General features: G+C 71.5%; 23 protein-coding genes. 12 read left to right on the top strand and 11 right to left on the bottom strand.

Annotated elements, in window-relative coordinates; translation table 11 throughout:
- Positions 1-43: 43 nt before the first annotated feature.
- The 3 genes from AB0C36_RS02205 to AB0C36_RS02195 all read left to right on the top strand — a co-directional run bounded on the left by AB0C36_RS02205 (position 44) and on the right by AB0C36_RS02195 (position 3,686).
- On the top strand, positions 44-1,174 hold the full coding sequence (locus AB0C36_RS02205) for an Rv3169 family protein (RefSeq protein ID WP_358347891.1): 1,131 nt from the start codon (positions 44-46) through the stop codon (positions 1,172-1,174).
- A 129-nt stretch (positions 1,175-1,303) separates the two neighbouring features.
- Positions 1,304-2,494, top strand: coding sequence for an acyl-CoA dehydrogenase family protein (locus tag AB0C36_RS02200; protein WP_358347889.1), 1,191 nt, complete (start codon positions 1,304-1,306; stop codon positions 2,492-2,494).
- Between the two features lie 49 nt (positions 2,495-2,543).
- Positions 2,544-3,686 carry an acyl-CoA dehydrogenase family protein gene (locus tag AB0C36_RS02195; RefSeq protein WP_358347886.1) on the top strand — a complete coding sequence of 381 codons (1,143 nt, stop codon included), beginning with the start codon at positions 2,544-2,546 and terminating at the stop codon, positions 3,684-3,686.
- Positions 3,687-3,960: 274 nt separating this feature from the next.
- On the opposite strand, the gene AB0C36_RS02190 is transcribed toward AB0C36_RS02195, so the two are convergent.
- From AB0C36_RS02190 to AB0C36_RS02165, 6 genes are all read right to left on the bottom strand, one after another.
- Entirely contained in the window at positions 3,961-4,917 is a 957-nt protein-coding gene (locus tag AB0C36_RS02190; protein WP_358347883.1) for an amidohydrolase family protein, read from the bottom strand.
- A gap of 61 nt (positions 4,918-4,978) precedes the next feature.
- The gene (locus tag AB0C36_RS02185) at positions 4,979-5,917 is read right to left on the bottom strand and encodes an alpha/beta hydrolase (RefSeq protein ID WP_358347880.1); all 939 of its coding nucleotides are present in this window, start codon (positions 5,915-5,917) and stop codon (positions 4,979-4,981) included.
- 75 nt (positions 5,918-5,992) lie between these two features.
- Complete coding sequence (locus AB0C36_RS02180; RefSeq protein WP_358347877.1) at positions 5,993-7,219, bottom strand: acyl-CoA dehydrogenase family protein; 1,227 nt, start codon at positions 7,217-7,219, stop codon at positions 5,993-5,995.
- Positions 7,216-8,880 carry a bifunctional 3-(3-hydroxy-phenyl)propionate/3-hydroxycinnamic acid hydroxylase MhpA gene (gene mhpA / locus AB0C36_RS02175; RefSeq protein ID WP_358347874.1) on the bottom strand — a complete coding sequence of 555 codons (1,665 nt, stop codon included), beginning with the start codon at positions 8,878-8,880 and terminating at the stop codon, positions 7,216-7,218. Before mhpA ends, AB0C36_RS02180 begins: the two co-directional genes overlap by 4 nt.
- Complete coding sequence (locus AB0C36_RS02170; RefSeq protein ID WP_358347872.1) at positions 8,877-9,905, bottom strand: VOC family protein; 1,029 nt, start codon at positions 9,903-9,905, stop codon at positions 8,877-8,879. The genes mhpA and AB0C36_RS02170 overlap by 4 nt, the downstream gene beginning before the upstream one ends.
- An 18-nt stretch (positions 9,906-9,923) precedes the next feature.
- Positions 9,924-10,784: a fumarylacetoacetate hydrolase family protein gene (locus tag AB0C36_RS02165; RefSeq protein WP_358347869.1), complete on the bottom strand. Its 861-nt coding sequence runs from the start codon at positions 10,782-10,784 to the stop codon at positions 9,924-9,926.
- 195 nt (positions 10,785-10,979) lie between these two features.
- Between AB0C36_RS02165 and AB0C36_RS02160 the strand changes: the two genes are divergently transcribed.
- The 3 genes from AB0C36_RS02160 (at position 10,980) to AB0C36_RS02150 (ending at position 15,781) form a co-directional block, all read left to right on the top strand.
- Positions 10,980-13,013: an acetoacetate--CoA ligase gene (locus tag AB0C36_RS02160; protein ID WP_358347866.1), complete on the top strand. Its 2,034-nt coding sequence runs from the start codon at positions 10,980-10,982 to the stop codon at positions 13,011-13,013.
- A 411-nt stretch (positions 13,014-13,424) separates the two neighbouring features.
- Positions 13,425-14,192: a GntR family transcriptional regulator gene (locus AB0C36_RS02155; RefSeq protein WP_358347863.1), complete on the top strand. Its 768-nt coding sequence runs from the start codon at positions 13,425-13,427 to the stop codon at positions 14,190-14,192.
- 95 nt (positions 14,193-14,287) lie between these two features.
- Positions 14,288-15,781, top strand: coding sequence for a GMC family oxidoreductase (locus AB0C36_RS02150; protein WP_358347860.1), 1,494 nt, complete (start codon positions 14,288-14,290; stop codon positions 15,779-15,781).
- 6 nt (positions 15,782-15,787) lie between these two features.
- On the opposite strand, the gene AB0C36_RS02145 is transcribed toward AB0C36_RS02150, so the two are convergent.
- Positions 15,788-16,237, bottom strand: a complete 450-nt coding sequence (locus AB0C36_RS02145) for an ATP-binding protein (protein WP_358347857.1) — start codon at positions 16,235-16,237, stop codon at positions 15,788-15,790.
- Positions 16,238-16,422: 185 nt separating this feature from the next.
- Between AB0C36_RS02145 and AB0C36_RS02140 the strand changes: the two genes are divergently transcribed.
- Complete coding sequence (locus AB0C36_RS02140) at positions 16,423-17,268, top strand: helix-turn-helix domain-containing protein (protein WP_358347855.1); 846 nt, start codon at positions 16,423-16,425, stop codon at positions 17,266-17,268.
- Positions 17,265-17,474, top strand: coding sequence for a DUF397 domain-containing protein (locus AB0C36_RS02135; protein ID WP_358347852.1), 210 nt, complete (start codon positions 17,265-17,267; stop codon positions 17,472-17,474). The genes AB0C36_RS02140 and AB0C36_RS02135 overlap by 4 nt, the downstream gene beginning before the upstream one ends.
- A gap of 57 nt (positions 17,475-17,531) precedes the next feature.
- Here AB0C36_RS02135 and AB0C36_RS02130 read toward each other — a convergent pair whose 3' ends face one another.
- Positions 17,532-18,182, bottom strand: a complete 651-nt coding sequence (locus AB0C36_RS02130) for an excalibur calcium-binding domain-containing protein (protein WP_358347849.1) — start codon at positions 18,180-18,182, stop codon at positions 17,532-17,534.
- 243 nt (positions 18,183-18,425) lie between these two features.
- Here AB0C36_RS02130 and AB0C36_RS02125 point away from each other — a divergent pair, with 243 nt between their 5' ends.
- The 3 genes from AB0C36_RS02125 to AB0C36_RS02115 all read left to right on the top strand — a co-directional run bounded on the left by AB0C36_RS02125 (position 18,426) and on the right by AB0C36_RS02115 (position 19,974).
- Positions 18,426-18,968 (top strand): SigE family RNA polymerase sigma factor, encoded by a 543-nt coding sequence (locus tag AB0C36_RS02125; RefSeq protein WP_358347847.1) that lies wholly within the window; start codon positions 18,426-18,428, stop codon positions 18,966-18,968.
- The gene (locus AB0C36_RS02120) at positions 18,965-19,654 is read left to right on the top strand and encodes a hypothetical protein (RefSeq protein ID WP_358347845.1); all 690 of its coding nucleotides are present in this window, start codon (positions 18,965-18,967) and stop codon (positions 19,652-19,654) included. Before AB0C36_RS02125 ends, AB0C36_RS02120 begins: the two co-directional genes overlap by 4 nt.
- Positions 19,655-19,815: 161 nt before the next feature.
- Complete coding sequence (locus AB0C36_RS02115; RefSeq protein WP_358347843.1) at positions 19,816-19,974, top strand: hypothetical protein; 159 nt, start codon at positions 19,816-19,818, stop codon at positions 19,972-19,974.
- 25 nt (positions 19,975-19,999) lie between these two features.
- Here the strand turns inward: AB0C36_RS02115 and AB0C36_RS02110 are convergent, their stop codons facing one another.
- The 3 genes from AB0C36_RS02110 to AB0C36_RS02100 form a co-directional block, all read right to left on the bottom strand.
- The gene (locus tag AB0C36_RS02110) at positions 20,000-21,529 is read right to left on the bottom strand and encodes an MFS transporter (RefSeq protein WP_358347840.1); all 1,530 of its coding nucleotides are present in this window, start codon (positions 21,527-21,529) and stop codon (positions 20,000-20,002) included.
- 283 nt (positions 21,530-21,812) lie between these two features.
- Positions 21,813-22,772, bottom strand: a complete 960-nt coding sequence (locus tag AB0C36_RS02105; protein WP_358347837.1) for a SecDF P1 head subdomain-containing protein — start codon at positions 22,770-22,772, stop codon at positions 21,813-21,815.
- 116 nt (positions 22,773-22,888) lie between these two features.
- Positions 22,889-24,322: an aldehyde dehydrogenase gene (locus AB0C36_RS02100; RefSeq protein ID WP_358347835.1), complete on the bottom strand. Its 1,434-nt coding sequence runs from the start codon at positions 24,320-24,322 to the stop codon at positions 22,889-22,891.
- 160 nt (positions 24,323-24,482) lie between these two features.
- Between AB0C36_RS02100 and AB0C36_RS02095 the strand changes: the two genes are divergently transcribed.
- On the top strand, positions 24,483-26,096 hold the full coding sequence (locus AB0C36_RS02095) for an acyl-CoA synthetase (RefSeq protein WP_358347833.1): 1,614 nt from the start codon (positions 24,483-24,485) through the stop codon (positions 26,094-26,096).
- The last annotated feature ends 65 nt before the right edge of the window (positions 26,097-26,161 follow it).

Genomic DNA, 26,161 nt, shown 5'->3' with positions numbered 1-26,161 from the left:
GGGGCACCCCCGGCGACCGGCCCGCACCCGAAAGGACGTTGCCTTGCCCGCTCCGCTCGACGAGTTCCCGGTCCACCAGACGCCGCTGTCCATGGCGCGCGTCGCCAGCAGCGACCGCAACTTCTACGACCGCTACTACTTCAACGCGCACGACCGCACGGGTGACGTGTTCGTCGTGACCGGGTACGGCGTCTACCCCAATCTCGGGGTCAAGGACGCGTTCGTCACCGTCGGCCGGCGCGGGCGGCACACCACCGTCCGGCTGTCCGACGCCTTCGACGCGGCGAACGACGACCGGCTCAACCCGGCCGTCGGCGCGTACCGCATCGAGGTCAAGGAGCCGCTGAACGAACTGCGCGTGGTGTGCGACGCGTCCGACCAGGGCATCGCGATGGACCTCACGTGGCGCGGCAGCTTCCCGGCCGTCGACGAGGAGCCGCACGTCCTGCTGCGCGACGGCCGGGTGATCCTGGACGCGCAGCGGTTCGCGCAGGTGGGCACCTGGGAGGGCACGCTCAACGTCGAGGGCACCGACTACGCGGTCACGCCCGACACCTGGCTGGGCACCCGCGACCGCTCGTGGGGCATCCGGCCGAGCGGCGAGGCCGAGCCGCCCGGGCGCGCCGCCGCCGAACGCGACCCCGACGGCGGCATGTGGTGGACGTACGTGCCGCTGCGCTTCGAGGACTTCGCGATCATCGTGATCGTGCAGGAGGAGCCGGACGGCACCCGCACCCTCAACCAGGCCACCCGCGTCTGGCCCGCCGCGACCGGGCGCCGCCCCGAGCAGCTCGGCTGGCCCGAGTTCGACATCGAGTACGCCTCCGGCACCCGCAACCCGGTGCGCGCCACCCTGCGCATGAAGGACCTGACCGGCAAGCCGGTCGTCGTCGAGGTCGAGCCGCTCGGCCACGTGGTCCTCAACTGCGGCCCCGGCTACGGCATGGACCCCACCTGGACGCACGGCCAGTGGCGCGGTCGGGACTGGAGCGAGGGCGTCGTCGTCGACACCGCGAACGACGAAGCCGCCGCCGGACGCGCCAAGTTCAGCATCATCGACCACGTCGCCCGCGCCACCTGCGACGGCGCGGAGGGCTGGGGCCTGTTCGAGCACGGCTGCCTCGGCCGCCACGATCCCTCCGGGTTCGCGGACTTCACGTCCGTGGCCCCCTAGGCGCCGTCGGGGTCCGCAAGGCCGCCCGGTACGGGGCGACTTCGCGGAACCCGGCGGAACCGCCGTCCGTACCCGTCCGCTTCGTACGACGAACGCATCCACAAGGGACCGCGGTCCCGGGAGGTAACCGTGCACATCGCCTATACACCGGAGCAGGATGAGCTGCGCCGGGAGCTCCGCGAGTACTTCGCCGGGATCATGACGCCGGAGGTCCGCGAGTCGCAGGCATCCGGCGAGACCACGCTCCAGGGCCGCGACGGCGCGTACTGGCAGGTCGCGAACCGCATGGGACGCGACGGCTGGCTCGGCATCGGCTGGCCCAAGGAGTACGGCGGCCAGGACCGCTCCATGATGGAGCAGCTGATCTTCACCGACGAGGCCACCCTTGCCGGCGCGGCAGTGCCGTTCCTGACCATCAACACGGTCGGCCCGACGCTGATGGAGTACGGCACGCAGGAGCAGCGGGACTTCTTCCTCCCCAAGATCCTGTCCGGCGACATGCACTTCTCCATCGGCTACTCCGAGCCGGAGGCGGGCACCGACCTCGCGAACCTGCGTACGCGGGCGGTACGCGACGGCGACGACTTCGTGGTCAACGGGCAGAAGATGTGGATCTCGCTGATCCACGTCGCCGACTACCTGTGGCTGGCCGCGCGCACCGACCCGGACGTCAAGGCGCACAAGGGCCTCACCATCTTCCTGGTGCCCACGAACACGCCGGGCATGTCGTGGAGCGAGGTCAGGACGCTCGGCGGCCAGACCGTCAGCCAACTGACCTTCGAGGACATGCGGGTGCCGGCCTCGGCGGTCGTCGGCGAGGTGAACGGCGGCTGGGCGCTGATGACCGGGCAGCTCAACCGCGAGCGCGTGGCGCTGTGTTCGGCGGCGGCCGTACAGCTCGCGCTGCACGAGACGCGCCGCTGGGCCGAGCAGACCCGGCTGCCGGACGGCACCCGGGTCATCGACCAGGAGCAGGTGCAGCTCAACCTCGGCCGCGTGCACGCCAAGGTCGAGTACCTCAAGCTGATCAACTGGAAGATCGCCTGGGCGGTCGACCACGGCGCGAAGGTCGGACCGGCCGACGCGTCGGCCACCAAGATCTTCGGCACGGAGTTCGCGACCGAGGCGTACCGGCTGCTCATGGAGTGCTTCGGCGAGGACGCGTACCTCACCGCCGAAGCCCCGGGCGTGGTGCTGCGCGGCCGGATCGAGAAGATGTACCGCTCGGCGCTGATCCTCACCTTCGGCGGCGGCACGAACGAGATCCAGCGCGACATGATCGCGATGTTCGGCCTGCGGATGCCCCGTCCGCCGCGCTGAACCCGACCCACCGTCAACCACTGTCACTGTCAGAAAAGGGAGATGCGAAATGGACTTCGCATACACCGAAGAGCAGCAGGACCTGGTGGGTCTGGTCCGGCAGATCCTCACCGAGCGCGTGACGCACGAGTCGCTGACCGCGTTGGAGGCGAAGGTCACCGGCGAGGGCGCGCCGCGCTTCGACCGCGAACTGTGGGCCGAGCTGGGCAAGGCGAACATCCTCGGCATCTCGCTGCCCGAGGAGTACGGTGGCTCGGGCCTCGGCGTCCTGGAGCAGGTGCTGGTCCTCGAAGAGGTCGGCCGCACGCTCGCCCCCGTTCCGGTGTACGCCTCCTCCGTCGCCGCCGCCGCGATCGCCGCGCACGGCACCGACGAGCAGAAGACCACCTGGCTGCCGGGCGCGGTGTCCGGCGAGAAGATCCTCACCGCCGCGCTCGCCGAACGCCTGGGCCGCGACGCCGCCGCGCCGGCGGTCAAGGCCACGCGCGTGGACGGCGGCTGGAAGCTGGACGGCGTCAAGACCGCGGTCCCGGCCGGGACTTTCGCCGACGTCATCCTGGTCCCGGCCGCGACGGACGACGGCGTGGGCGTCTTCCTGGTCTCGCCCGACGGTGAAGGCGTCACGCTGACCCCGCAGCTGACCACCGCCAAGGAGATCGCGGGCGAACTCACCCTCGACGGCGCGGCGGTGGCCGACTCGGCACTGCTCGGCGGCGCGGTCGACACGGCGGTGGCCGTCTGGCTGCGCGACCGCGCGACGCTGGGCCTGTGCGCGCTGCAACTCGGCGTCACCGAGAAGGCGATGCGCTCGGCGGCCGAATACACCAGCACGCGCGAGCAGTTCAAGCGCCCGGTCGGCTCGTTCCAGGCCGTCGGACACCGCCTCGCGGACTGCTACATCGACGTCGAGGCGATCCGCCTGACGACGTGGCAGGCAGCCTGGCAGGTCGGCGAGGGACTGGACGCCACCGAGGCCATCTCCACGGCCAAGTTCTGGGCGGCGGAGGGCGGCCACCGTGTCGCGCACGCGGTCGTGCACGTGCACGGCGGCATGGGCATCGCGGAGGAGTACTTCGTGCACCGCTACTTCGTGCACGCCAAGCAGATCGAGTTCTCCCTCGGCGGCGCCAACGAGCACGCGCTGCGCATCGGCGCGGGCTTCGCGGCCACGCCGGCGGGCGAGTACGTCTGATCCACGGATCGCGTCGGATCGCGTCGGACCGGGTGAGCGCGTGGTCCGGGTGATTCGGTGAACCTTCGAGGGCCTGTGCCCCCGCCGTATCGGCGGGCGCACAGGCCCTTGGACGTTCTTTGGTGCTATCGGTCGTCAGCCGCAATCGGCGTCAATCAGCCGTGCAGACACGCGAAGACGCAGTGATCCAACTCGGCAGCCTCGTAGGGCCGGTCGTCGCCGTACAGGTCGTCACCCACGGCCACGACGACTCCCCGCGATGCTCCGGAGCTGGTCACGCGAACCGGGGGAAGAGGGTTTGCGCGTTGCGCGTGGTCAGGGCGCGCCAGGTGTCACCGTCGGGCTGCTCGGCGGCGGCGAGCGAGTCGGCCTGGGCCTGTGCGGCGAAGGCCGGGGTCCAGCAGAAATCGCTGCCGTAGAGAACGCGTTCGCTGCCGAACGCCCGGACCAGGGCCGGAACCTGGTTGGGAAACGGAGTTCCCGCCATGTCGAACCACACGCGCCGCAACTGATCGACGACACCCGCCCCTTCGAGGGCTCCGCCGAAGGCGAGTTGGAACAGCTCGACGCGGTCGGCCAACAGCGGAAGCGCGCCTCCGCCGTGCGTGAGGATCCACCTGATGCCCGGGTGCCGGTCTACGACGCCGGCCAGTGCCAGGTCGGCCGCGGTGCGGGTGGCGTCGAACAGGAACTCCAGCATCGGGCGCGGGCGTCCCAGGCTGACCGCCTCGTGGCAGATCGGCGACGTGGGATGGACGAATACCGTGGCACCGCGCTCGTCCAGCTCCCGCCACAGCGGCGCCAGGTCGGAATCTCCGAGGTAGCGTCCGGCGGCGTTGGACAGGACCGCGACTCCGTCGCTGCCCAGCACGTCCAGCGCGTACCGGGCTTCGGCGATCGCTCCGTCCACATCAGGCAGCGGCAGTGCGGCGAAGTGGCCGAAGCGATCGGGATGCGCGAGAACCACACCGCGCCCGGCCTCGTTGACCGCACGGGATAGCGCGCGGGCCGCCTTGTCGTCGCCGAAGTGTGTGCCCGGCGAGGAGATGGACAGCACGGCCCTGCCGATCCCGCACCGGTCCATCAGCTCCAGATGGGCGGTCGCGTCCCACGACGGCCAGCCCGGCATGCCGTCCGGAAGGCCGTGCCCCGCCGCCACCGCCGCTTCGCGGTACTCGGAGGTGACGAAGTGCGTGTGCACGTCGATGAGTTGGTCGGGCCTGGCGGTCATTGGCGCCCTCTCGTCCGTTACGTGGTTCGCGTGGTTCGCGTCATTCACGTCGTTCACGTGGTCAGGGGCCAAGGAGCTCGGGCGTGGTCGACGCCGCGGCGCACCGTTCCGCGAATCCCAGGACCTGGAACCGGTATTCGTAGCCCGCGACGCTGTTGGCGACCACGTGCGAGGAGCCCGGGAAGAGCGCGGCGTCGACGTACGGCGAACGCGTGCGCAGCGCGGCGGCGAATGCGGTCACGTGCTCGGGAGCCGGGTCCCACAGATTGTCCAGCGAGCCGAGCCGGTAGTGCGTCGGCACGGTCACGGCGGCGGCCACCTTGTCCCACTCCCGCAGCCAGCCGCCGATGACCTCCTTGACCTCGGCGCGTACCGGGGGTTGGAAGCCCTCGCCGGTCGCGAAGCGTGCGCGTACGTAGTCCGGAAGCGTCCACATGGGCGGCACGTCGACGCGGCCGAAGAGCTGTGCGGGGTCCCCGTAGTCCGTCAGCGGGCCGTCGTCCCAGGCGCCGACGACACCCGGCGGCGGGACCTGCCCGATGTCCGCGACCGCGACGCCGAGCAGCGGCCATGCGGCAGTTGCCCGTTCGGCCCATAGGGCGGCCAGATACAGGGTGATGGCGCCGCCGATGGAACAGCCGACGACCACCACGCCGGGGTGCTCCCGGCCGTGCTCCGCCCAGAGTTCGGCGATCGCCTCGTGCAACAGCTCCGCGTTGGCGCGCATCAGGCCCGCATCCGAATCCGGTGCGAACGGGAGCAGCGGGCTGCCGTCGGCCCCCGGCCGGTCGAGGGCGAACGCCGGGAAGCCGTTGTGCGCGGACTCCTCGAGTTGCGAGTGGCCCGGGATGTCGAAGGACGCGGCGCCGGCTCCGCCGCCGTGGACGAACACCAGCAGCGGCTTGCCCGGGGCCGTGCCGGGGGCGGCCGGGCCGGGCACGGCGGCCAGCCCGGTGATGCGTCCCGCGGCAAGGTCGAGGCTGTGGCGCGTGGCGGACATGGTTCTGCTCCGTGGGGTCGATGACGGGTGAAGCGCGGCGTGGCGCGGTGCCGGCGCGCAGGGTCGGGGGCGCGCTCAGATCATCGGCGTGATCTGGTCGTCCCGACCCAGCAGCGCCTTCCCGTAGATCTCGTAGTTGACCGCCGGCAGGGTCACCGCATGCCGGGCGGCCACCGCCGAGTCCCGCCAGATGCGCTGCAGAGGGTTGGCGCTCGCGAACGCAGCCGCGCCGTGCGCGGACAGCAGGATGTCGATCGCCTTGGTGACGTGCTCCAGCGCCCAGGCGGCGTCCGCGCGCATCCGGGCGCGCTCCAGGACGTCGGGGTACGTTCCCGCCCGGGCGGCGCTGTCGATGGCGTCGGCGGCGCGGTACGCGTGGAGGTGTGCCGTGTCGATCATCATCGCGGCCTCGGCGAGCTGGAGTTGGAAGGCCACGGAGTCGGACTGCGCGGCAAAGTGGGTGTAGGCGATGCTCTTGCCCGCCGCCTTCGTCTTCACGATCTCCAACGCCCTGCGCCCCAAGCCGAGTTGCGGACCGACGAGGACCAGAGCCAGTACGGGCACCAGTGCGGACCGGTACAGCGCCTCGTCACCGTATTCCGTCGGGTACTTGCCGCCCAGTGCGGCGCCCGTCGACATGATCCGGTGGTCCGGCACGAACACGTCCTCGGCGATGAGGCAGTTCGATCCCGACGACGCCATTCCGGCGACGAACCACGTGTCCTCGAGACCCAGGTCCGAGCGCGGGATCAGGGCGAGTCCCTGGTCCACGAGTTGGCCGTTCTCGTCGGTGACCGGGAATCCGACGCCGGCCCAGTCCGCGTGCCAGGAGCCGGAGTTGTAGAACCACCGCCCGGTAATCCGGTACCCGCCCTCGACGCGGACGGCCTCGGCGGACGGCGTCAGCACGCCGGAGACCTTGGCGTCGGGATTGGCGCCCCAGACGTCGTCCTGGGCCTGCCCGGACATCAGCCCGGCCATCCAGGCGCAGACGTTGCACAAGGTGACGACCCAGGACGTGCCGCCGTCGGCCTCCGCCACGGTCGCGGAGACGTCGAGCATGGTCCGGAGGGACGTCTCGTAGCCTCCGTGCCGCCGCGGCTGGGCGGTCCTGAACGCGCCCGCCTCGGTGAGCGCGGCGATGCTCTCCTCGACGACGCGGCGGTCGCGCTCGCCTTGGGCGGCATTGCCGGCGATCAGGGGCTGCAAGGCCCTTATTCGAGCGAGCAGTTCGTCTGCATCCGCGGCGTCCGGGAAGGCAGGGGTGGCCGCGCCGGTCGCGGCGCCGGTGGTCGTGGTCATGCCGCGTCTCCCAGCGGGTGGAGGTGGAGCCGGGCCGCCAGGTCCGCCAGCAGTCCGGGGAGGTCCGCCGACGACGCCGCGGCGCCGAACAGGTAATGGTCGGGACGTACGATCGCCACCTCGTGGCCGACGGCGCGCATGTGTGGGAGGTAGAACCCCTCGACGTCGGCAACTCGCAATATTTCCAAGTCTGTCGAGTCGTTCGCCGATACGGGTTCCGCAGCCGTGAGAGGCGACCCCTCCGGAACGATGTGCACCACGCGGGCACCGATCAGCTGTACCAAGGCGCGTGCCTCGGCAGTGAGGGCGTCCCGCGGGTCGACGGTGGTGGCGATGACGAACCCGGGCCCGGCGATCTGGTCGAACAGGCCGGTGCGGCCGGCCGCGTCGGCGACGCGGCCCTGGGGCGTCGGCTGCCCGGCCGAGCCGACCGGCGCGCCGTGCGCGTCGGCCCGTACGACGCCCGGGCCGAGCACGGCCGGGGGGACCGGCGGCAGTGCCGTCTCCGGATCCCCGCCTGCCCCGAGCAGGTACTCGTCGCGGCCCTTCGCGGCCTCCGGGTCGGTGAGGCAGATGACGTTGCCGAGTTCGACCGAGATGCCGATGGCGTTGCGGACGTGCGCGGAGCGTTCGCTGCCGTACGTGTCCAGCAGCGCGTCTCCGGACCTGCCACTCAGCACGAGGTCGAGCTTCCAGGCCAGGTTGGCGACGTCGCGCATTCCCGAGCACATGCCCTGTCCCGCGAACGGCGGCATCAGGTGGGCGGCGTCGCCCGCGATCAGCAGGCGACCGGACCGCCACGTGTCCGCCCAGCGGGCCTCGAAGGTGTAGACCGTGTGGCGCTCCAGCGTCGCGTTGTCCGCAGTGATGCCCCAGTCCGCGAGCAGCCGCCACGCGGTCCCGGCGTCGTCGAGGTCGGCGATCGTCTCGCCGGGCAGGCGCATGAACTCCCAGCGCCTGCGGCCCGGTCCGCCCGAGACGGCGGTCGAGGGGCGGGCCGGGTCGCATACCTGGAGGTTGAACGGCCGCCACACGCGCTCCTCGTGCGGTATGACGTCCACGATGAGCCAGTCGTAGTGGAAGCCGAGGTCGGTGACCGTGGTGCCGAGCACGTCGCGCACGAAGCTGTTTGCGCCGTCGCAGCCGACGACGTAGCTTGCCCGCAGCGTGAGTTCGTCGCTGCCGTCACGGTCACCGTCGGCGCCCGCGGCGCGGACGCGGAGTTCGGCGTGGTCTCCGCGGTCGGTGAGGGCGACGGCCTGGTGACCGCGCAGCACCGTTACGCCGGGGAGGCTCTCGGCCTTCGCCGTGAGCACCGCCTCCAGTGCCGGCTGCGAGAACATGTTGGCGGTCGGCCATCCGCTGGGGCCGAAACCCGACCAGTCGAAGTGCAGGAGGGTTTCGCCTGCTGCGTTGCGCCAGTCGTAGTCGACGGCCGGCTCGCTGACGTCCGCCAGTCGCGGGCCGAGCTCCATCTCGCCCAGGAACCGCGCGATTTCGTCGTCGAAGTGCACGGCCCGAGGCAACAGGTAGGGGGTGGTCCTGCGTTCGACGACGGTGACGCGGTGTCCGAGTCCGGCGAGGCGGATGGCGAGCGCCTGGCCGACCGGGCCGTAGCCGACCACGGCCACGTCGCAGTCGAGGCCGTCCGCGACGGTCATGCCCCGGCTCCGTGGCTGCCGGTCATCAGGTCGGCCAGATCGTCCGGGGCGAGGAAGGAAGGCGGAGGCGGTGGACCCCAGTTGTAGAGGCCGCGCATGCCTTCCAGTGTTTCCGGCTTCCACAGTGCCTCGTCGACGATGCAGTCCAGGTCGGAGTAGTACTCCGAGAAGTTCCCGGCGGGATCGCGCAGGTACCAGAAGAAGTTCGAGCCGATGTGATGGCGGCCCAGGCCCCATACGTGGCGTTCCGGATGCCCCTCCAGCATCGCGGACGCGCCCCGCCCGACCTCGTCGACGTCGTCGACCTCCCAGGCGGTGTGGTGGAGGAACGCGATGGGGGCCTGCTGCACCAGGACGTTGTGGTGGTCCGTCGAGCACCGCATGAAGGCGGCGAGGCCCGGGACGGTGTCGCTGGTGCGGAATCCGAGACCTTCGGTGAAGAACCGCTGCGAGCCTTCCTGGTCGGTCGAGCCGACCACCACGTGTCCGAGCTTGCGCGGCCGTACCGGAGTCTCGCGCAACACGCCGGGCGCGCGGCTGTCCAGCCGGGGAGCGTCGCCGGGCGCGTTGTACGGCGGGGTCGGGGTCGCGCGCTGCGTCACCCGCGCGGTGACCTCGACGACCACGGCCGCCTCCGTCCCCGGATCCTGGGCGCGGATGCCGCCGGGGACGCGGGTGGCGGGGATGTCGAGGCGGGCGAGCCGGAAGGCGATGGCGTCGATGTCGTCGGGGTCGTCCGCCCCGACGCGGATCTCCAGCAGGCGGCGGCGGTGGCCGGGCACCAGGACGAGCTGGGCGCCGCCGTCGGCGGTCGCGTACGTCGCGGCGCCCGTCGTGGGCTCGGCGAGGGGCGGGGCCGCCCCGCCGGAGGCCGCCGTACCGTCGGGAGTGCCCGTACCGCCTGTGCCGGCCGGTGTGCCTGTATCACCCGGGGCCGCCGAGAGTCCGAAGTCGGTGTAGTACGCGCCGGTCGCGGCCACGTCGGGCACCGCGACGGTGATCTGGTTCAGCCGGTGCAGGGGCATGTCCGTGTCTCCTGTCGGTCAGTCGCGTACATCGGCGGTGCGCCCGTCGACGAGGGCGTTCCGCAGTTCGCCTATACCTGTCACGTGGCTGACCAGGGTTTCTCCGGGGCGCAGGTACCGCTGCGGGTCGCGGGCCATGCCGACGCCGGAGGGCGTGCCGGTGAAGATGATGTCGCCGGGGAGGAGCGGGCAGACCGCGGAGAGCCGGGCGACCAGCTCCGCGACGCCGAAGATCATGTCGCCCGTGCGGCCGTGCTGGAGCACCTCGCCGTCCACGGCGCAGCCGAGCTCCAGATCCTCCGGGTCGTCCACCTCGTCGGGGGTCACCAGGCAGGGGCCGAGCGGCGCGAAGCCGGGATAGGACTTGCCGAGCGAGAACTGCGGTACAGGACCGCTCAGTTGCACGACGCGCTCGGACAGGTCCTGGCCGATGGTGAGCCCCGCGACGTGGTCCCAGGCGGCTCCCTCGTCGACCGCGACGGCGGTGCGGCCGATCGCCACCACCAACTCCACCTCCCAGTCCACGTTTTCGCTCGGCAGGACCACCTGTGCGCGCGGCCCGGTGATCGACGTGGGGAACTTGGTGAAGACGGGCGGGGATTCGGGCCGGGACAAGCTGGCCTCGGCGGCGTGCTCGGCGTAGTTCAGGCCGATCGCGAAGACCTGGCGCGGCAGGGGCGTAGGGGCCCGCAACTGGGACTCGTCGACGGCGAAGTCCGCGGGGGCGGCGGAGGCTGCCCAGTCGCGCAGGGCGTCCCAGGACTCGAAGATGGCCTGCGGGTCGGAGGGGAAGCGGCCGCCGCTCGCCTTCTCGACGTCGAGGCCGCCTCCGTCCCGGTCCAGGAGGGTGGCACGTCCGGCGACGTTCGCGATGCGCATTCAGGGCTCCGGTGCACGGTCTAGGGGTTGTGTGACGGCCGTGTGACCACATCCTGACGGCCGGATGCCGTCAGCCTGCGCCTCGTTTCGGGCATCGTCAAGACAAAATCGATTTCTTGTGCGGAAGATTTTATGAGCCTGGACAATCGTTTCTCAGTCGGCCTAGCGTGACCGGGATACGACAGGAGGCGGCGCGTGAGCGGGACAGCGGGAAACGGCCGAGGAGCGACACCGGGGTCCGGGCAGGGGACGGAGCCCGTCTGGCGCCCCGATCCGGCAGCCGTGGCGGAGACCGCCATCGCGGCCTTCATGCGCGACGTCGCGGCCAGGCGCGGCCTGGAGCTGAACTCCTACCAGGACCTGTGGCAGTGGTCCGTGGACCGCGCCGAGGACTTCTGGTCGGACGTCTGGACGTTCTTCTCGGTCGCCCCCGGCCCCGCGCCCGCAACCGTCCTGACGCACCCCGACATGCCCGGAGCCACCTGGTTCCCCGACGCCGAACTCAACTTCGTGGACAGGGTGTTTACGGGTCGCACCCCGGACGCGATGGTGCTGACGGCGGTCACCGAGGACGGCGGCGTACAAAACCTGACCTGGCGGGACCTGGAGCGGCAGGTGGCCGGAGCCGCCGAACTGCTGCGCGACCTCGGGGTCGGCCCCGGCGACCGGGTGGCCGGGTACCTGCCGAACTGCGCCGCCGCCGTGGTCGCGTTCCTGGCGGCGGCGAGCATCGGCGCGGTCTGGTCGTGCTGCGGCCCCGACTACGCCGCCGGCGCCGCCGCGAGCCGCCTCGCGCAGCTCGAACCCGCCGTGCTGGTCTGCGCGGACGGCTACCACTTCGGCGGCCGCACACACGACCGCCGGGCCGAGGCCGCGCGCCTCGCCGAACTGCTGCCCTCCGTCGGGACGGTGCTGCACGTACGCCATCTCGGCCTGGACGCCCCGGAGTTCCCGGTGCCGGTCCTGGACTGGGACGCCGCCCGCGACCCCGCGCCCGGGCCGCTGCGTGCCGAGCCCCTGCCGTTCGGCCATCCGCTGTGGATCCTCTACTCCTCGGGAACCACCGGGGTGCCCAAGGCGATCGTGCACGGGCACGGGGGCGTCGTCCTGGACGGCCTGAAGACGCTTGTGCTGGGCCTCGACATGACCGACCGGGACCGGTTGTTCTGGTACACCACCACCAACTGGATGATGTGGAACTTCTGCGTCGAGGCGCTGCTGGTCGGCGCGTCGCTGGTGCTGTACGACGGCAATCCGGCGCACCCGCGCGTCGACCGGCTGTGGGAACTGGCGGGCCGGCACCGGGTCACGGTGTTCGGGACCAGTCCGGCCTATCTGACGGCCAGTGAGAAGGCGGGCCACCGCCCGGCGGACGCCCACGACCTGGCGGCCCTCCGGGCCATCGGCGCGACCGGGTCGCCGGTTTCGGTTGCGGCGTACGAGTGGGTGCGCGAACAGTTCGGCGGCCGGGTGCCGTTGGCGTCCGTGTCCGGCGGCACCGACGTGGTCACCGCGCTCGCCGGCTGGGCGCCGAACCTGCCGATCTGGCCGGGGGAGATCTCCGCGGCGGCGCTCGGCGTCGCGCTGGACGCGTACGACCCGGCGGGCCGGCCGGTGCGCGGCGGCGTCGGCGAACTGGTCGTGACGGCCCCGATGCCGACGATGCCGCTGTACTTCTGGAACGACCCCGACGGCGCCAAGTACCGGGACGCCTACTTCGGGGTGTACGACGGCATTTGGCGGCACGGCGACTGGATCACCATCACGGAGCGCGGCAGCGTCGTCATCCACGGCCGCGCCGACGCCACGCTCAACAGGCAGGGGGTACGGCTCGGCAGCGCCGACATCTACGACGTGGTGGAGAAGGTCCCGCGTGTGCTGGACAGCCTCGTGGTCGGCGTCGAGCGGCCGGACGGGACGTACTGGATGCCGCTCTTCGTGGTGGTCGACGGGGGACTCGACGACGACCTCCGCGCCGAGGTGGTCGAGCGCCTGCGCCGCGACGCGTCGCCGCGGCACGTGCCGGACGAGATCTTGGCCGTGGACGCGATCCCGCGTACCCGCACCGGCAAGAAGCTCGAAGTGCCGGTCAAGCGCATTCTGCTCGGGGCGGAGCCGGACGCCGCGGTGAGCCGCGACGCCGTTGACGACCCGGAGGCTCTGGACCGGCTCGTCGCGGTGGCCCGGGCCACGGAACGGGGGCTGACCGGGCGCCGGCCGGCGAACTGATCGGCCGACCTGCTGTCCGATGTCGGATCCGACGTCGCTCGACCGGGCCCCCGCCGGCGCTCCTACTGTCCGGGCCGACCCGGACCCCCGCCGCCGGGGCTCCCACCGTCCGGCCCCGACCGGGCCCCCGCCGGTGCTCCCACCGACCGGGCCCGACCCGGGCCCCCACCGTGGCCCTCTGCCCGACCTCCTGCCCAGGCCCCGCCCCCCCGGCCTGGACCGCTGACCTCGGTCGGGTCTGTTGCCCGGGGCCGTCGGCTGCCCGCTGGTCTCCGCTGCCACCGGGAGGGGAGGGGAAGACCCTCAGGAAATCGATCAGGCGTAAAGTTGAGGGTCATCTGCCGGAAAGTCGGCCGAAGCGCTCGGCGGCGCGTATCGCCGGCGGGAAGAACCTAGGCAGGGGGCACAACCGTGGCGGCACGACAGGACAAGGACCGTCGGCCTGTCCGCAGAACCGACAAGGCGGGTGAGGGCGACGCCGCCCCCAGCCGTACCGTCGCGGTCCAGACCGAGCTGCGCGCGCGGGTGCTCGCCGGGCGGTTCGCCCCGGGAGCGCGCCTGAGCCCGCGTGCGCTGGCCGACGACTTCGGCGTCAGCCTCTCGGTGGTGCGCGAGGCGCTCAGCCGGCTGGCCGAGCAGGGCCTCGTCGTCGCGGCCCCGCAACTCGGCTTCTCCGTCGTCTCCCTCGACGTGGCCGACCTGATCGACCTGACCAAGGTGCGTGTGCTCATCGAGGGGGCCGCGCTGCGCGAGGCCGTCGAACATGCGGACGTGGAGTACGAGTCCCTGGTGGTCGGGGCGCACCACCGCCTCACGCGCACCCCGTTCCTCAGCGACCTCGCCACGCTGACCGTGACGGAGGAGTGGGCGGCCGCGCACGCGATCTTCCACGACGCGCTGATCAGCGCCTCGCCGAGCCCGCGCCTGCGGAGCATGGCGGCGAGCCTGCGCGACCGGGCCGAGCTGTACCGCCGCTGGTCCGGGCCGCTCGCCGCCGAGGCCGCCACGCGCGACGTCGCCTGCGAGCACCGGGCGATGATGGACGCGGCGCTGGCCCACGACGCGGACCGGGCCGTGGCGCTGCTGGCCGACCACATCAACCTGACCACCGACCTGCTGCTGGCGTACGCGGAACGGACCGCGGAGGGCGAGGGCCCGGCCGGCGCGGCGACCGCCTGACGGCACGCCGATCACCCTCGACTCGCCTCCCTTTGCCGCATAAGGTGACGCGGTCAAGCAGTTGGGCCACGGCCCGCGTAGGCAGGGGAGTGGCGATGGACGCGGATGTGATCGTCGTCGGCGGCGGCACCAGCGGCGCGGTCCTCGCGGCGCGGCTTTCGGAGGACCCGGAGCGGCGCGTCCTGCTGCTCGAACAGGGGCCGGACGACGCCGAGTACGACGCGAGCGTGCTGCGGCCCGCCTCGGCCGGGGACGTGTGGGCGGGCACGCCCTTCGCGCGGCCCTACGCGATGTCCGCCGGCGCCGACCGCACCGTGCAGATGGTGCGGGGCCGAGTCCTCGGCGGGACGTCGGCGGTCAACTACCTCGCCACCATGCGCGGCCAGCCGTCCGACTACGACGCGTGGGCCGCGCGCGGCCTCGACGGCTGGAGCTGGCCCGACATCCTGGCCACATTCCGGGGCATGGAACAGGACCTCGACTTCGGTGACACGGAACTGCACGGCGGCAGCGGACCGTTGGTCGTACGCCGGTCCCCGCTCGACGAACAGTCCGAGTCGCACCGGGCGTTCCAGGCCGCGGTGCGGACGCTCGGCGTGCCATGGGCCGACGACGTCAACGACCCGCGCCGCCTGCCGGGCATCGGCATCTTCCCGCTCACGACCTCGCCCGACGGGGCCGAGCGCCTGACGGTCAGCCGCGCGTACCTCCCCGACGAGGTGCGCGCACGCCCCAACCTGCGGATCGTCACCGCGGCCACCGCCGCCCGCGTCACCGTCGTCGACGGCCGGGCGACCTCCGTCGTCACCTCCGACGACCGCGCCTACACCGCAACCGAGATCGTCCTGTGCTGCGGCGCCACCGGATCCCCCGCGCTCCTCCAGCGCTCCGGCATCGGGCCCAAGTCCGTCCTCGACGCCCTGGGCGTGCCGGTGGCCGTCGACCTTCCCGGCGTGGGCGCGAACCTCCAGGACCACCTGGGCATAGCCCTGCTCTACCGCCACCCGGGAGGAACACCGTTGCGCGGCGGTCCGGTTCAGCCCGTCTGGGTCGGTCGGACACCCGAGGCGACGATGATCGACTTCCACGTCCTCAACCTCCCCGTCGGCGAACCGGGAGAGCACGGCACGCACTTCTCCGTCGTGCCGTTCCTGCTCGACGTCACGGGCCGAGGCAGGGTGTCCATCGCGTCCACGGATCCCGACAGCGAACCCGACGTCGTCATGCCGACGCTCACCGACCACGATCTCGCCCGATTCGACTGGCTGTTGGGCCGCATCGCCGAACTCGAGGAGTCCGAGCCCTTCACCTCGCTCGCCGCCGAACGCGTGCACCCGGTCGCCGACCTCCGCGCACCGGACGCGGCCGCCACCCTCGTCGCCTCCGGCCTCATCAGCTACGGCCACCTGGGCAGCACGTGCGCCATGGGCCCGGACGGCGATCCACTCGCGGTCCTCGACGCCCGCTGCCGCGTGCGCGGCGTCGACGGCCTGCGCGTGGTGGACGCCTCCGCAATGCCGAAGCTCCCGGCCGGAAACACCTACCTCGGCTGCGTGATGATGGCCGAACGAGTCGCGCGCTTCCTCTGACGGTCGTCATCCGACGGCGACCTCGGCCCACACCGTCTTCGCCTCGACTCCGTTCCGGTACCAACCCCACCGGCGTGCGAGCGCCGACACCAAGAGCAACCCGCGCCCGCACACCGCCTCGGCCGAAGGACAGCCGGTTCGCGGCGCGACGTCCCCGCGCGCGTCGGTCACCTCCACCCGCACTGCTTCAGGCGCGGCGAGGTCCGGGAGCACCCCCATGCGCAGCACGATCACCGCGCCGCCTCGGGCCCCGTGTGTCGCCGCGTTCGCGCCCAACTCGGCCACGACCAACGCGACGGCCTGAGCGACGTCGGACCGCGCGGGCCAACCCCACGCGGCGAGTTGGGCCCCGGCGGCGGTACGGAGTCGGCGTACGCCGAGCGGACCGGCCTCGGCCTCGCAGGCGAACTGACACAGTGTGCGGCGCTGTTCGTCGCGGTGTGTGCTGGTGTCCATGGCGAGGAGCGTGGACGTTCCGGTTGGCAGACGGCCAGTCCCGGCCACCGTACGCCGCGCGGATGTACGGGACGTACGCGCCGAACTGTACGACGCGTACGGAGAACCCCCGTGCGTGGACGTGGCGTTGACTACGATGAGTGCCGGTGGGGGTGCGCTGCGCGACTGAAGAAGGCACGGTGCCCATGGCGGAAAACGAACCACTCGACGAGGCCGGCGGCGCGGACCTGTTCCGGGCACTCGGTCGCCAAGTCCAGGTGCTGCGCGAACGCGCGGGGCTGTCGCGACGCGAGCTGGGCGATCAGCTCGGGTACAGCGAGGAGACGGTGTTCTCGGTGGAACGCGGTCGGCGCACCCCGCAACCGGAGTTCCTGGAAGCGGTCGACCGCCTGGTGGACGGCAGGGGACTGCTGTCGGTCGCGGTCGAGGATGTCGAACGCGCGAAGTCGCGGTCCCGAGTGCGGCACCCAGCCTGGTTCCTGGACTATGCGCGCTTGGAGAAGGCCGCCGTCGAACTGCACTTCTACGCAACGCTGACGATCCCAGGGCTGTTGCAGACCGAGTCGTACGCCCGTGCCATCTTCACTGCTCGTCAGCCGCTGCTGGGTGAAGGCGAGATCGACGAACGAGTGGCCGCGCGGCTGTCGAGGCAGGAGATCCTGACCGTGTGGCCCCTTCCGACGGTCAGCGTGGTCATCGAGGAAGCGGTATTGCGGCGCTGCATCGGCGGTGCGCTTGTCCAGCAGGATCAGCTCGCGAGTCTGCTTCGCATCGGCGCCATGCGGAACGTCCATTTGCAAGTGTTGCCGCTGACTTGCGAGGGCCATGCCGGAATGGAGGGCCCGTTCATCCTGCTGACCCCCAAGGGGAGGCAGCCAGTTGCCTATGTGGAGGTGCAAGACGTCAGCAGACTGGTGACTGACCAGGAGCAAGTTCGTATCCTGGCCGCACGATACGGCAGCATCCGGGCGCAGGCGCTCGACCCCGTCCAATCCTTGGCGTTGATCGAGAAAGTGCGGCGAGAACTATGAGCAACAGCGGACAAGCTGGCACCCAAGCCGTCGCGTGGCGCAAGAGCAGCCACAGCGGTGGCAACGGCGGAGAGTGTGTCGAAGTTGCCGTGGGGGCTTCGGCGATGCTGGTCCGCGACTCCAAGCTGCCTCATCGCGCTCACCTCGCGTTGCCGTTGAGCTCCTGGTCGGCGTTGACCTCGTCGCTCGGCGTGTCGAACGGTTGAGCCGGGCCGGCGCCACAGATGGCACCGGCCCGAACTCGCATTCGTGAACCGCCCTGACTAGCTTTCGCAGCCGACGCCGTCTCCGTCGCTGTCCAAGTGGCGGCCGTAGCCAGGTTGTCCGATGCGGACCGGTGCAGCGCCTGCGTCCTTCGCCGCCTTGCAGTTCTTGTAATAGACGGACTCTTCCTCCGGAGTCGGCTCAGGCTCGGGCGTCGGCTCACGTGTCGTCGGAGCGGGGGCCGGCTTTGTCGCGGGCGGCGGTGCGGGCTTTGTTTCCACGGGTGCCGGCGGTGCCACCGTGACGGGCTGTGCGCTCGTGGGCGGCGGCTCCGGTGCGGCCGTCGTCGGCTCCGGTGCGGTGGTCGCCGGAACGGGGGCCGCTTCTGTGGACGGCGGCGCGGAACTGCCGGGCGCCGCCGGTGTGGTGCTGATGACCGCGGCTGGCTCGGTCGGCTTGTCAGCCTCCTTGTCCTTCGGGTCGCCGGCGGCGCTTCCAATAGCGATGATCAGGAACCAGATGCCCGCCACCGCGGCGACGACGTGCCGCGCGGTCCCGCGCCATATGCCCGCGCGGTAGAGCAGGAATATCCCCACCGGCGCGAACACGATCAGGAGAACGACGATCCACCCGGTCTTCGTGTGCCACGGCTGCCGCATCGGCGGCGGTGGCGGCGGTGCTCCCCACGGCTGCTGCGACGGGTACGTCATGCGTCCCACCCCCGGAACGCTCTTCCGTGGCGCCGACTGTTTTCGGGCGCGACTGTTACGCGCATATTCCCCACCCCCAAGGTCAGGCCGCGACCGTAGCGGAATCCGACCGACCGGATGGGCGGTTTCGGAATTCCGTGACTGATACGCGATTCACGGACCACGACCGTCCCGTGGCAACGCTTTCGGGGCCCTGGGTTGTTCAGGGGGTGGCGGCACGTCGACGGAGGAAGGACCGACCTCATGCAGGATCCGCCCGGGTTCCGGGAGTACGTCGCGGCACGAAGGGACCACTTGGTGCGTATCGGCGTTCTTCTGACCGGGGACCGGCACCTGGCCGAGGACTTGGTGCAGGCCGCGTTGGTACGTGTGTGGCCGCGCTGGGCGCGGGTCAGCAGGGGCGAGAACGTCGACGCGTACGTGCGCCGGATCATGACCAGCACGTTCCTGAACTGGCGAAGACGCAAGTGGCACGGCGAATACCCGACCGACGTGGCGGCGGACGCCGCGATCCTCGCCCTCCCGGACGGCGGCGACGCGTTCACCCGGTGGGACGACGCCGAGGCGCTGCTCGCCGATCTGCGCCGCCTGCCGCCGAGGCAGCGGGCCGTGGTCGTGCTGCGCTTCTACGACGACCTGACGCTGGACGAGTGCGCCGAGGCGCTGGGGTGCAGCGTGGGGACGGTCAAAAGCCAACTGCACAGGGCGCTGGGCACGTTGCGGGAACGCGCCGCCCGGCGGGATCGACAGGACGCGATGACGCAGGCGGAGAGGGCGGACCCATGATCCGGGAACACGACGAGCGGGAACACGACATGGACGACGGCGATCTGCGTACCTGCATGCGGCACGCCGTCGCGGAGGTTGCCGCGCCTCTCAACCTGTACGAGCAGGTGGCCGGTTCGGCGCGCAAACGGCAGCGGGCCCGGGTGCAGGTCGGAGCCGGGGCAGTGGTGTTGGCCCTGGGGGCGGCTGTCGGCGTCGGTGTGGGCGACCCGTTCGAATGGCGCGGAGGCGGCGGCGACCAGGTGGACGCCGCAGCGCCGGATTCGGACACAACCAAAGTGCCGCCGGAGGCTTCGGGCACGGCGGTTGCCGCCTGCCCGGACACGGCGCCCGAACCGTCCAACCCCGGTGTGACGCAGGGGGCGATGCTGCCCGACCGTCCCGGCAGGGCGCTGCTGTGCTCATACCCGTGGTCGGGCGCGGGGGTGAAGCCGACCGAGGTAACGCTGTCGGCAGCGGCGAGCGAGCAGTTCGCGAGTATGGTGAACAGCAGCCCGCAGAGCCCGGGTTCGGCGGAACGGGCGTGCTCCGTCGCCATGTCTGGGGAGGCCGTGTTCTTCCGCAACGCCGCTGGTCACGAGGCGGTGCTGATCGCCGGGGGCACGTGCCGCGACGCCTTGACCGACGGCCGCGTGCAGGTCCCTTGGAATACCCGCACATCGATCGCTCGGCTGTTGCCCGGCTGACGGGGCTGCCGTACCCGCACCATCTCGGTACCAATCTGATCATGCGAACGCGGCCCGTCCTGAACTCGGCGCGTGAAGCCACTCACCGACTGGCCGACGGCAACCGGGTGGAGGGGCAGACCCGCCTCGTCCTCCACCGCACCAACGGTCGCTAGGAGCTCGTGGGACTCTCCGTGTATGCGGACGGTTTGGTGTCGATCGGCGGGGGCTTGTCATGGCCGTTCGACGGGTTCGCCGAAGCGGTCGAGGCAGGTGACATCGTCGCGCACGTCGAAGACGGCGTGCGTAGATGCGACTTGCGCATCGTCGACGGGACCTGATGCCGAGGCCGCGGCAACCGCCGCCTCAGTGCTCGGCGTTCTCGGTCGGCCGCAGGTCCTTCGGGATGCGCGTCCAGGCCAACACCGCGGCGGCGAAGGGGAGTGCGGCGGCGATCAGGAAGGTCGGGGTCATGCCCGACGTGAACGCCGAGGCGGCCTCCTCCAGCAGCGCCGCACCTTCCGCGCCGCCGATCCCCGCCGCCACGTGGGCCGCTTCGCCGATCGAGTCCTGCACCGAGTCGGCGACCGGGCCGTCGCCCAGGTCGGGCAGGTGGGTGCGGTACAGGGCGGCCGCGAGACTGCCGAGGATGGCCACGCCCATGGCGGCGCCGAGTTCGTAGCAGGTCTCCTCGATGGCCGCCGCTCCGCCGACGTCCCGGGACGGAGTCGCCGCCATGAGGGTCACCGAGGCGACGGTCGTCGCGATGCCGGCTCCGGCGCCGAGCAGGGCGAGCGCGACGGCGATCTCCAGGTAGCTGATCGACCCCGAGTGGTTCACCAGCCAGGGCAGCGCCAGCGCCACGGCCATCATCATCAGCCCCACGCCCAGCACGTGCCGGATCGCGAAACGGTGCATCAGCACGGGCGTGACGATCGACGTCAGGATGAGCGCCACGGGTGCCGGAAGCAGCCGTACGCCCGCCTCCAACGGCGAGAAGCCCTCCGCGTACTGGAACCACTGCGTCACGAGGAACAGCACCGCGCCCATGGCGATCATGCTGAGGAAGATGGCCGACGCCGCGATGCTGAAGGACCGGCTGCCGAACAGCCGTACCTGCAACAGCGGATGCGCGATGCGCAGTTGGCGGCGGATGAAGACGGTCAGGGCGAGTGCCGCAATCGCGAGCAGGGTCCAGGCGACCGGATCGGTCACGCCGCCCTTGCCGAGCTGCTTGATGCCGCCCGCGAGCGCCAGCATGCCGATGATCGACTGCGCGACGCCCCACCAGTCCCAGCGTCCGGCACGCGGCTTGCGCGACTCCGGTACGAGCCACGCCCCGAAGCCGATCACCGCGAGCGCGACGGGGATGTTGAGCAGGAACGCCGACTCCCAGCCGTGCTGTTCCACCAGCAGGCCGCCGACCACCGGGCCGACCGCCATGCCGCCGCCGAAGACCGCGGCCCAGATGGCGTACGCGAGGGCCCGCTCCTTCGGGTCGTGGAACACCGTCCGCAGGATCGACAGCGTCGACGGCATGATGGCCGCCCCGCCGACGCCGAGCATCGCCCGCGCCGCGATGACGTGCCACGCCTCCGTCGCGAACGCCGCGCCGAGGGAAGCTGCCGCGAAGATCCCGAAGCCGATCAGCAGCAGCTTCTTGCGTCCCCAGCGGTCGCCGAGCGCGCCCGCGGTGACCAGCAGCCCGGACAGCGCGAGTGCGTACGCGTCGATGATCCACAGCTGCTGCACCGACCCCGGTTGCAGGTCCTCGACGAGGGACGGGAACGCGACGTTGAGGATCGTCGTGTCCATGGCAATCAGCAGCAGGCTGCCCGCGAGGATCGCGAGCACCGCCCACCGCCGGGGATCGGGTTCAGGACTGACGTTGTTCATATGAGACATGATCGTCTCATATAGGTCAGGGATGTGCACGCGTCTGTGTCAGAGACATGCGCGCGTCGGCCACGGTGTGCCCGGAATATGAACTTTGGGCGCGGCCCCGGCTGCGAGCCGAGCCGGGCAGGGCAGGGCAAGGCAAGGCAAGGCAGGGCAAAGCAGGGCAGGGCAAGGCAAGGCAACGGGCACGGGTCGCGGTCTTGGCTGCCGCGCCCGAGCCCGTGCCCGTATCCGTATTCGTGCCCGTGTCCGGGTCCGTGTCACGTGTCCTTGCGTGCTGCTACGTGGTCGACTCCACGGTCAGCGGCACCGGCAGCGCGCCCGTCTGCAGCGACGCCGCGATGCGCCTGGCGTCGGCGCGGGTGAACTTCCCGGTGATGACCGCGGTGCCGCCGCTCAGCGGCTGGGCCACGGTGGGGGCGATCAGGACGACCCCGTCGAGGGTCACCGCGAGGCGGTCGGTGGGCTGCGAGCCGCTGCTCAGGTCGGTGGTCAGCTTGCCGAACTTGTCGGCGCCGGCGCTGTTGAACGAGATGGTGACCTGCCACTGGCCGGGCATCTCGTCCGGCTCCTCGGCAGTGGCCTTCTGCACCGTGCCGCCGTCGAGTGCCGTCGGGCCGAGCAGGAAGCGTTCGACCGTTCCGTCGGTCGTGTCCTGCGCGCATGCGGCGGCGGGGGCGTCGGCAGGCGGCAGGGTGGTCGGCGGCGCGGTCGGCTGGGAGCAGTCGAGAGCGGCGTACGTGGCGCGCAACTCCGCCGAGACGCCCGGCAGTTCGCCGCTCCCGGTCGCGCCCGGCGGGGCGGGTGCGGCCGCACCGACCGGCTCGGCGGCGTACACCGGGCGGAACTCCAGGCGTCCGCGGCGTTCGATGCCGGTCAGGACCTCCCGGTCGGCGGCCGCGCCGGTCACCACGAGCCGGCCGTCGCGCAGTTCCACGGTTCCGGGTACGCCCGCCAACTCCAGGCGCCGGTCCAGGATTTCGCGGGCCCGCTCCAGGTCGGCGCCGGATGCCCCGGTGGGGGCGCCGAGCACCACCGTCACCGTCGGGCCGGTCGGTTTGCCGCCGCCCGTCGGGAACGCCTTGTCGGGGGCGCCTTCGTCGTCCGAGCCGCAGGCGGAGACCGCCGCCAGCGTCGCCGCGAGGGCGAGCGTGGCGAGGGCAAGACGGCTGCGTCGCGGGCCTGTTCGGTTCGTCGGGGGGTGGGCGGGGCTGTCGTGAAGGCTGTCGTCGTTGTCCACCCGAGCCATCATGGCAGCGGCGTGCTTCGGCAGCCGCCGTCACCGCCGAAACGACGAACGGCCCGGAGTACCACCAGGCTCCGGGCCGTTCGGTAGCGGGGGGCGCCCCGCACGGGTTACGGCAGGACGACCGTCTTCAGTTCGACCAGCGCGTCCAGGCCCTCCGGGCCCAGCTCGCGGCCGAGGCCGGACTGCTTGTAGCCGCCGAACGGCGCCCCGAAGTCCATCGCCACCCACGAGTTGACGCTGACCGTGCCGGTCTCCATGCGCCGCGAGACCTCGGTGGCCGCCTCGACGTCGGTGCCCCACACGCCGCCGGACAGGCCGTACGGCGAGTCGTTGGCGATGGCGACCGCGTCGTCGATGTCGTCGTACGCGATGACCGCGAGCACCGGGCCGAAGATCTCCTCCTGCGCGATGGTCATGTCGTTCGTGACGTCCGCGAACACCGTCGGCTGCACGAACCAGCCCTTGTCGAGGCCCTCCGGACGGCCGCCGCCGACCACCACGCGGGCGCCCTCGGCCTTGCCCTTCTCGATGTAGCCCAGCACCCGGTCGCGCTGCCGCTCGGAGACCAGCGGGCCGATCGCGAGGCCCTTCTCCAGCGCGTCGCCGACCGTCATGGCGCCCACGTGCTCGGCCAGCTTGGCGACGACCTCGTCGTAGCGCGAGCGCGGCGCGAGCACGCGCGTCTGCGCGACGCACGCCTGGCCGTTGTTGTTGAACGAGCCGGGCAGCAGGCCGGGGACGGCCACGTCGAGGTCGGCGTCCTCCATGAGGATGCACGCCGACTTCCCGCCGAGCTCCAGGGTCAGCGGGCGCAGGCGCTCGCCGCACAGCGCGCCGATGCGGCGGCCCGCCGCGGTGGAGCCGGTGAACGACACCTTGTCGATGTCCGGGTGCACGACCAGCTTCTCGCTGACCTCGCGGTCGGCGACGACGATGTTGAGCACGCCGGCCGGCACGCCCGCCTCGAGGGCGACCTCGGCCAGCATGTATGCGTCGAGCGCGGTCTCCGGGGACGGTTTCAGGACCACCGTGCAGCCCGCGGCGAGCGCCGGGGCGAGCTTGAGGACGGTGACGAACAGCGGGACGTTCCACGGCACGATCGCCGCCACGACGCCGACCGGCTCGCGGCGTACCAGCGTCTTGAAGATCGCGCCCTGGCGCTGCTCCTCGAACGGGTACTCGCGGACCAGCTTGGCGTAGTAGTCCAGCACCATCGTGGAGCTGAAGACCTGGACGCCGACCGAGTTGTCGATCGGGCAGCCGGTCTCCTGCGCGATGACCTCGGCGAACTCCTGGAGGCGGCCCATGATGCCGGCCGACAGGGCGGCGAGGACGTCGCCGCGCTCGTCCGGGGTCGCGGCGGCCCAGGGGCCCTCGAAGGCCTTGCGAGCCGCGGCCACCGCGCGGTTCACGTCTTCCTCGGTGCCGGCCGGAACGCGGCCGATCACCTCTTCCGTCGAGGCGTTGTGCACGTCGAACGTGTCGGTGCCCGTGGGCTCCACCCACTCGCCGCCGATGAAGATCTTGTCGTGAACGCGCATCCCGAAACTCCTGTGTTCCCCTGTGTGCCCGGACCTTCGTCGGCCGTGCCGGCCTCCAGCCTCAGGCTATGTTTTTGACCTTGTCAAGGGTATGTTTCTGAAACCTGTTGCAGTCACGTGTCAGTTCGCGCCAGTCCTCAGTCCTCGCGTGGGGAGTCCCATGAGCACCAGCCCGACGTTCAACCTCGCCGACCTGTTCGAGGCCGTGGTCGACGCCGTGCCCGGCCGGGCCGCGCTCGTCGCCGGCGACGTCCGCCTGACCTACCGGCAGCTGGACGAGCGGGCGAACCGCGTCGCCCACCACCTGATCGGCGCCGGCGTGCGGCCCGGGGACTTCGTCGGAGTGCACGCGTGGAACCGGGCCGAGTGGATCGAGACCATGGTCGGCGTGCACAAGGCGCGCGCGGTGCCGATCAACATCAACTACCGGTACGTCGAGGCCGAGCTCGACTACCTGTACGGCAACTCCGGCATGGCCGCCCTCGTCGTCGAGCGCGCCTTCGCCGACACCGTCGCCCGCCTCGTCCCCAAGTTCCCGGCGCTCAGGCACGTGGTCCTCCTGGAGGACGGCACCGGCACCGAGCACACCGTCCCCGGCGCGGTCGGCTACGAGGACGCCCTCGCCGCCGCGTCGCCCGAGCGCGGCTTCGGCGAGCGCAGCGGCGACGACCTGTACGGCCTCTACACCGGCGGCACCACCGGCATGCCCAAGTGCGTGCTGTGGCGCAGCGAGGACATCTTCTTCGCGGCCCTCCAGGCCGGCCGGGTCGGCAAGCCCAAGATCACCACACACGAGGAACTCGCCGCCGAGGCACTCGCCTCCGCCGGCCACGTGATGATGGGCCTCGCGCCGATGATGCACGGCGGCGGGCAGTGGTCGATGTGGAACACCTTCTACATGGGCAACACGTACCTGCTGTGGACCGGCCGCCGCTTCGAGCCCGACGCCGTGATGGCACTGGTCGAGAAGGAGAAGGTGCTCTCGCTCTCCGTCGTCGGCGACGGCATGGCCAGGCCGCTGGCCGACTGGTACGAGGAGCACAAGGGCAAGTACGACCTCTCCTCCCTCATGGCGGTCAGCAACGGCGGCGCCCCGATGAGCGCCCCGGTCCGCAACCAACTGGAGAAGGTCGCCGGACTGTTCGTGATCGACAGCTTCGGCGCCTCGGAGACCGGCGCCGCGGCCCGGCAGGCCGGCGCCCCCGGCGGCGCGACCCGATTCGCGTCCTCCAAGACGACCACCGTCCTGGACGACGACCTCAAGCCCGTCGAGCCCGGCTCCGGCACGGTCGGACGCCTCGCCGTCAGCGGCCACATCCCGCTCGGCTACCACGGCGACGACGAGAAGACCCGCGCCACGTTCCTCGTCGACGGCGAGGGCCGCCGGTGGGTGCTCCCCGGCGACTTCGCGCTCATCGAGGCCGACGGCACGCTCACGTTGCTCGGCCGCGGCAGCGCCACCATCAACACCGGTGGCGAGAAGGTCTTCCCCGACGAGGTCGAGTCCGCCCTCAAGTCGCACCCGGACGTCTTCGACGCGGTCGTGGTCGGCGTCCCGGACCCGCGGTTCGGCCAGCGCGTCACGGCGCTGATCGTGCCGCGCGAGGGCACCGCGCCGGCGTACGACGACCTCAGCGCGCACGTGCGCACCCTCATCGCCGGCTACAAGGCGCCCAAGGAGATCCACGTCGTCGACGCCATCGAGCGCACCGCGGCCGGCAAGGTCGACCTACGCGCCGCAAAGGCCCGCGCCGAGGAACTGTCGAACGGATAGGACCCGCCAGGGACGCGCGCGTCGGCGCGTCGCAGCCCGGGACGCCGCGTCGGGCAGGAACAGCA

Source organism: Streptodolium elevatio, from assembly GCF_040649515.1.
In the GTDB taxonomy this organism is placed as follows: domain Bacteria; phylum Actinomycetota; class Actinomycetes; order Streptomycetales; family Streptomycetaceae; genus Yinghuangia; species Yinghuangia elevatio.
Note: the sequence above shows the minus strand (reverse complement) of the source record. Positions and strands in the feature narration are given on the sequence as shown.